Annotated in this window: 6 protein-coding genes; all 6 read right to left on the reverse strand. The window is 72.0% G+C overall.

Features of this window, described 5'->3' with window-relative positions:
* Positions 1-39 precede the first annotated feature (39 nt).
* On the reverse strand, positions 40-765 hold the full coding sequence (locus ACWGH4_RS29000) for an alpha/beta fold hydrolase (RefSeq protein WP_453466143.1): 726 nt from the start codon (positions 763-765) through the stop codon (positions 40-42).
* A 66-nt stretch (positions 766-831) separates the two neighbouring features.
* Positions 832-1,146 (reverse strand): GNAT family N-acetyltransferase, encoded by a 315-nt coding sequence (locus tag ACWGH4_RS29005; RefSeq protein WP_453466145.1) that lies wholly within the window; start codon positions 1,144-1,146, stop codon positions 832-834.
* A 48-nt stretch (positions 1,147-1,194) separates the two neighbouring features.
* A complete protein-coding gene (locus ACWGH4_RS29010; protein WP_453466147.1) occupies positions 1,195-1,932 on the reverse strand; it encodes a GPR1/FUN34/YaaH family transporter in 738 nt (245 codons plus the stop codon).
* Between the two features lie 16 nt (positions 1,933-1,948).
* Positions 1,949-3,814 (reverse strand): amidohydrolase, encoded by a 1,866-nt coding sequence (locus ACWGH4_RS29015; RefSeq protein WP_453466149.1) that lies wholly within the window; start codon positions 3,812-3,814, stop codon positions 1,949-1,951.
* 47 nt (positions 3,815-3,861) lie between these two features.
* Positions 3,862-4,815, reverse strand: a complete 954-nt coding sequence (locus ACWGH4_RS29020) for an alpha/beta hydrolase (protein ID WP_453466151.1) — start codon at positions 4,813-4,815, stop codon at positions 3,862-3,864.
* Between the two features lie 180 nt (positions 4,816-4,995).
* Positions 4,996-6,212: dihydrolipoyl dehydrogenase family protein (locus ACWGH4_RS29025; protein ID WP_453466153.1), on the reverse strand; the 1,217-nt coding region annotated here is incomplete at its 5' end.

Below are 6,212 nucleotides of genomic sequence, written 5' to 3' on the forward strand. Positions count from 1 at the left end.
GGGGGGGGCCCCCCCACGGCCCCGAAGTCTGGCTGTACGTCAGTGGGCGGTGGACCGGACCGCGTCCTGGATCAGTTCGGCCACGGCCTTCGGCTGGGAGAGCATGACGAGGTGCGAGGAGTCGACCTCGACGGTGGTCATGCCGGCGCGCTCGTAGCCGTAGCGCTCCACCTCGGGATTGATGGTCCGGTCGGAGGTGGCGACCAGGCCCCACGAGGGCTTGTTCTTCCACGCCGCGACGGGAGCCGCCTCCGAGAAGGCACGTGCCGCCAGGGGGCGCTGGGAGACGGCGAGCACCGCGGCGAGGTCGGGGTCGACGTCCGCCGCGAAGAGGGCGGGGAACTTCTCGATCTCCACCGAGACGTCTGTACCGGTCTCCGTGGAGCCGGCCACCGGGAACGGGGTGTAGACGAGCGCGTCGGCGAGACCGGAGTCGGGGAAGCGGCCCTGCAGCTCGCCCAGGCTCTCTCCCTCCTCCAGCGCATATCCCGCGAGGTAGACCAGTGCGCGGACGTTGTCCTCCGTGCCGGCGAGGGTGATGACGGCGCCGCCGTAGGAGTGCCCGACCAGGATCACGGGGCCTTCGACGGCGCGGATCACCGAGGCGATGTACGCGGCGTCGTCGACGAGGCTGCGGTTGGGCACCGCCGGAGCCACCACCTTCAGGCCGGCGGCGGTCAGTTCGGGGATGACGCGGGCGAAGCTGGAGGCGTCGGCGAAGGCGCCGTGGACCAGGACGACGGTGGGGCGGGCGTGTCGGGACATACGAAAACTCCTCGGTGCGTGAACTGGGGACGGGTCTGGGGATGCGGGAGATGGATGCGCGGTGCTTCACAGGCCGAAGCGGGCGCGCCTTGCCTCGGGAACCAGGTCGGTGTACTCGGGGTGCTTGCCGATCCAGCCCCGGATGAATGGGCAGTACGGCAGGACGCGCAGCCCACGGGCCCGGGCGTCGTCGAGCGCTCCCCGGGCGAGGAGACCGCCCAAGCCCCGGCCGGCGAACCCGCTGTCGATCTCCGTGTGGATGAAGGCGATCTCGCCCTCCGAGAGGTGGTACTCGGCGAATCCCGCGGTCTCGGTGCCGTCGTCGCCGGCGAGGATCTCGTACCGGGACTTCTCGGGCCGGGCCGTCACCTGCGGTTCCATGGGTGCTCCTGTGCGGTCGTGGTGCGACGGGGTGGGTGGGGGCCGGTGTCAGAGCGTGCGGCGCACGCCCGCCTGGCGTTCCAGGTTGCGCAGTTGGACGCCCAGGTCGCCTTCCACGGCGATGTGGGCGGGGCCGCTGCGGCCGATGGGCAGGACCTGCTCGCTGCGCATGTCCTCGAGCATCAGGGCGAACGCCGTGTACATCGCCACGAGCGCCACCACGAGGCCGAGCGCACCGGCCGTGAGCGTCAGCCATTCGGCGCCGGTGATGCCCGCGAGGCCGGTGGCCGCCCAGCGGGGCAGGGAGACCGCGAGGACGAACCACAGCGCGCGCTTGGGCCGCGTCACGGCAGTCATCAAGGCCCCGAAACAAAGGAGGGCCAGGTTGAACACGCCAAGGACCTCGAGGCCGTCGGCCGCGCCGCTGAACATGACGAGCGCGTACGCCAGCCAGCTGCCGGCGAACACCGCCATCAGCGTCGCCGCGATCACGTCACGGGCGCCGAAAGCCAGGATGCTCACCAGGAGTTGGAGGACGAAGGCCGGCAGCACCGTGAAGGCGACGGCGCTGCGGGCCGTCTCGTCGAAGATCCCGAGCTGCAGGCAGCCTGTCATCACGGAGGCTATGGCCACCGCGAAGAAGCCGAGCGGCATGGGTGAGGCGATGGGGCGCAGGTTGATGCGTGTCATCGACCGGAGGTCCGGTTCGAAACGTCGTCCCGGGAGAGCGTCCGGCGAGGCCGCCGGGGTGTCGCCGCTGTCGGCGGCGGGGGAGGCTGCGGTCATCGGGTGGATCTCTCTTTCAGTGCTCGAAGCAGGGGTCGACGAAGGACGGCGTCGTGTCGCGAACGGAGCCGCGGGCGACGCGCCACCGGCGGTGCTGCTCGGACTCGGCGACGGCCTCGGCCACCAGCGACGCCTGACGCGCACCGCTCTGGTAGCCGCCGAAGTGGGCCACGGGGCTCCAATCCGGGCTCACCGGCGGGACGGGCTCGTCGAGACCCTCGTACTCGGCGGAGGCGTGGACGATCCGGCCGCCGACGACGGTGAGTACGGATTCGATGTCGGGGATGACGACCTCGGGCACGGTGAGGTAGTCGTCGGACAGGATCGCGAGGTCGCCGTAGAAGCCCTCGCGGAGGATTCCCTTGACGTCCTGCTCGCCGGTGAGCTCCGCCCCGCCGCGGGTGTAGAGGCCGAGGGCGGTCTCCCGGTCGATCAGGTTCCCGGCCGGACTGAGGGCCGTGCCTCCGACGGTGCGCCCGGTGACCAGCCAGTGGAGCGCGACCCACGGGTTGTACGAGGAGACGCGGGTGGCGTCCGTGCCGGCGGCGACGGTCAGGCCCCGGTCGAGCATGGCCCGGACCGGCGGCGTGTGGGCGGCGGCCTCGGCGCCGTAACGGTCGCGGAAGGCGGTGCCCTGGAAGGACATGCGGTTCTGGACGGAGAGGGCACCGCCGAGGGCGGCGATCCGGTCCAGGCTGTCGGCCGAGACGGTCTCCGCGTGGTCGAAGAGCCAGCGGTTGTCGCCGGGGAAGAGCCCTTCCGCGGCGAGTTTCTCGAAGACGGCCAGGTCGCGGCGGATCGTCTCGTCGTAGGTGGCGTGGAGCCGGAAGCCCCAGCCGTTCTCCATCAGGAGCCGTACGGCGCTCTCGAACTCGGCCTCGTACCCCGCGGCGAGTTCGGGCCGGGGTTCGGAGAAGTTCTCGAAGTCGGCCGCGGCCCAGGTCAGGTTCTCGCCCGCGCCGTTGAGCCGCAGCCACTCGTCCCCGTCACCGGGCTTCACCATCTCCGTCCAGCGCTTGAGGTCGGCGAGCTCCTGACCGGCCGTCTGCGGGAACAGGTGGTAGGCGATCCGCAGGGACAGCTCCCCCGACCTCGCGAGGTCGACGACGGTGGCGTAGTTGTCGGGGAAGTTCTGGAAACCGCCGGCGGCGTCGACCGCCGAGGTCAGTCCGAAGCGGTTCAGCTCACGCAGGAAGTGACGGGTCGACGTGCGCTTGTCGGCCTCGTCGAGGGCCGGCGCCTTGGCCAGTGTCGAGTACAGGATGAGCGCGCCCGGCGCCGCGAGGAGGACGCCGTTGGGTTCGCCGTCCCGGCCCCGTACGATCTGCCCGCCGCGGGGATCCGGGGTGTCGCGAGTGAACCCGGCCGCCTGGACCGCGGCCCGGTTCATCAGGGCCGACTGGTACAGGTGCAGGACGAAGACCGGGGTGTCGGGGGCGGCGGCGTTGAGCTCGGCGACGGTCGGCATCCTCCGCTCGGCGAACTGCTCGGCGGTCCAGCCGCCCACGACCCGGATCCACTGCCCCTTCGGGGTGCGGCCGGCCTGCTCGCGCAGCATCGCGAGGGCGTGGCGGAGGCTTCGTACGCCGTCCCAGCGCAGTTCCAGGACGTAGTTCAGGCCGCCCCTGATGACGTGCAGGTGCGAGTCGTTGAGGCCGGGGATCACCCGGCGGCCCAGCGCGTCGACGACCTTCGTTCCCGGCCCGACGAGATGGGCCAGGTCGTGGTCGTCGCCCAGGGCCGCGACCCGGCCGTCGCGGATCGCGACGGCACGGGCCTCGGGGCGGTCGGGGTCACCGGTGAAGACCTTGGCGTTGCGGACGAGGAGGTCGACGTGCTCGTGTTCCCGCCGCGGGCCGGGGACGAGGCCCGCCACCGGCATGCTTGCCGACGGCCCGTGTGCCGAGCGTCCGTGCGTCGACGGCCCGGTCATGCGAGGGCCTTGCGGAGGGCGTCGGTGGCGAGGCCGATGGCGAGTTCCGCGGCCTGCGTCTCGCGCAGCGCGTTCAGCATGACGAAGTCGTGGATGGCTCCCTGGACGCGCAGGGCGGTGACGGGGACGCCGGCGGCGCGGAGCTTCGCCGCGTACGCCTCGCCCTCGTCGCGCAGGACGTCGGCCTCCGCGGTGATGACCAGGGCCGGCGGCAGGCCGGTCAGCTGCTCGGTGGAGGCACGCAGCGGTGACGCGGTGATCTGAGCGCGCTCGGCCTCTTCGGTCGTGTACTGGTCCCAGAACCACTTCATGGCGTCACGGCGCAGGAAGTAGCCCTCGCCGAAGGCGTGGTACGAGTCGGTGTCGAAGCCCGCGTCGGTCACGGGGTAGAAGAGGACCTGGTGGGCGATGCGGACGTCGCCGCGCTGCTTGGCCATGAGAGTGAGGGCGGCGGTCATGTTCCCGCCGACCGAGTCGCCCGCGACGGCGATCCGGGTGCCGTCGAGGTCCTTGTGGTGTCCCTCGCGGGCGATCCACTGGGCGACGCTGTAGTTCTGCTCGATGGCGACGGGGTAGCGCGCCTCGGGCGAGAGGTCGTAGTCGGGGAAGACGACGGCCGCCCGAGTGCCGACGGCGAGTTCGCGGACGAGCCGATCGTGGGTGTGGGCGTTGCCGAAGACCCAGCCGGCGCCGTGGATGTAGAGGATGACGGGGAGCGGGCCGGTAGCGCCGCGGGGGCGGACGATCCGGGCGCGGACGTCGCCGGTCGGGCCGCCGTGGACGGTGACCCATTCCTCGTCGACGGCGGGCAGCACGACGCCTTCACCGCTCTGGACACCGTCCACGGCCTTGCGGCCGTCCTCCACGGGGATCTCGTACAGGAACGGCGGCTGTGCGGTGGCGTCGGCGAAGGCCTGGGCAGCGGGTTCGAGTATCGGTGTGTTCGGCATGAGAGGTTCTCCTTCGTGGGTCCTACGAGTGGGTGCTGCTCAGTGGGTGGCGCGCATGGCGTCGATGATCACGTCGGTGACCACGGCCGGGACGGCCACGGCGTGCAACGCGTCCACCTCCGTGGTGTGGGAGCCGCGCGCCGTGCCGTGCACCGTTCGGCGGCCGGCGGGACGTGCTGGTCAGCGGTGGTGATCAGCGCCCACAACGGGTTCGCCGGATGCTTGTGTCGGTGCGGTGCGGCGGTCTTCTGAGAGGCCGTACGACTCCAGGAGGCGCAGCCAGACCTCGCTGACCGTCGGGAAGGCCGGGACGGCGTGCCACAGACGCTCGAGCGGGACTTCTCCCACAATGGCGACGGTGGCCGTGTGGATGAGTTCGGTCGCCATCGGGCCGGTGAGGGTGCAGCCGACGACGACTTCGCGGTTCTCGTCGACGACGAGCTTGGCGTGGCCGCGGTAGTCGTCCGCGTACAGCGCGGCTCCGGCGACGTCGTCGATGCGGTACTCCACCGCGCGGACCGCGACTCCCGCTTCGCGTGCCGCGCGTTCGGTGAGACCGACGCACGCGACCTCGGGGTGGGTGAAGACCGCCTGGGGGACTGCGAAGTGGTCGGCCTCCGCGCGCCATGCCCGCCGGCGGCCGGTGTCGGCAGGACGGCCGGCGGCGCGCTCGGCGATCGCAGCGGCGCAGGCGCGGGCCTGGTACTTGGCCATGTGGGTCAGCGGCGCGCGGTGGTTCACGTCGCCGACCGCGTAGAGCCAGTCCCCGTCGAGGGCGGTGACGCGGCAGGTGTCGTCGACCGGGAGCCAGTCGCCGACCGGCAGGCCGACGGTCTCCAGGCCCAGGTCCGAAGTGCGCGGCCGGCGGCCGGTGGCGGCAAGTACCTCGTCGCAGACGAAGGCGGCTCCGTCGTCGGTCTCCACGGTCACGCTACGGGTGGTCTCGTCACGGGTGACCCGCGTGGCCGAGACCCCGAAGCGGATCGTGACGCCCAGGCCGGTGAGCCCCCTGGTGACCTCTTCGCCGGCGCACGGCTCCCAGCCGGTCAACAGGGCCTGGTCGCGGACGAGCAGGGTGACGGAGGAGCCGAGAGAGCGCCACGCGGTGGCCATCTCGCAGGCCACGACCCCTCCGCCGATGACGACGAGCCTCGCGGGCACCGCATCGGACGTGGTGGCCTGCCGGTTGGTCCACACACCGATCCGGTCGAGCCCTTCGACCGGCGGCAGCGCGGGCTGCGTGCCGGGGCAGAGGACGACCGCGAGCCGGGCCCGCAGGGTGCGGACCGTGCCGTCGGCCCCGGTCACCTCCACCCGGCGCTCTCCGGCGAGCCGGCCGTGTCCTCGTACGAGGGGTATGCCGGCGCTGTTCAGCCAGTCGGCCTGGCCGGTGTCGT

The sequence above is a fragment of the Streptomyces sp. NPDC054847 genome, assembly GCF_053610925.1.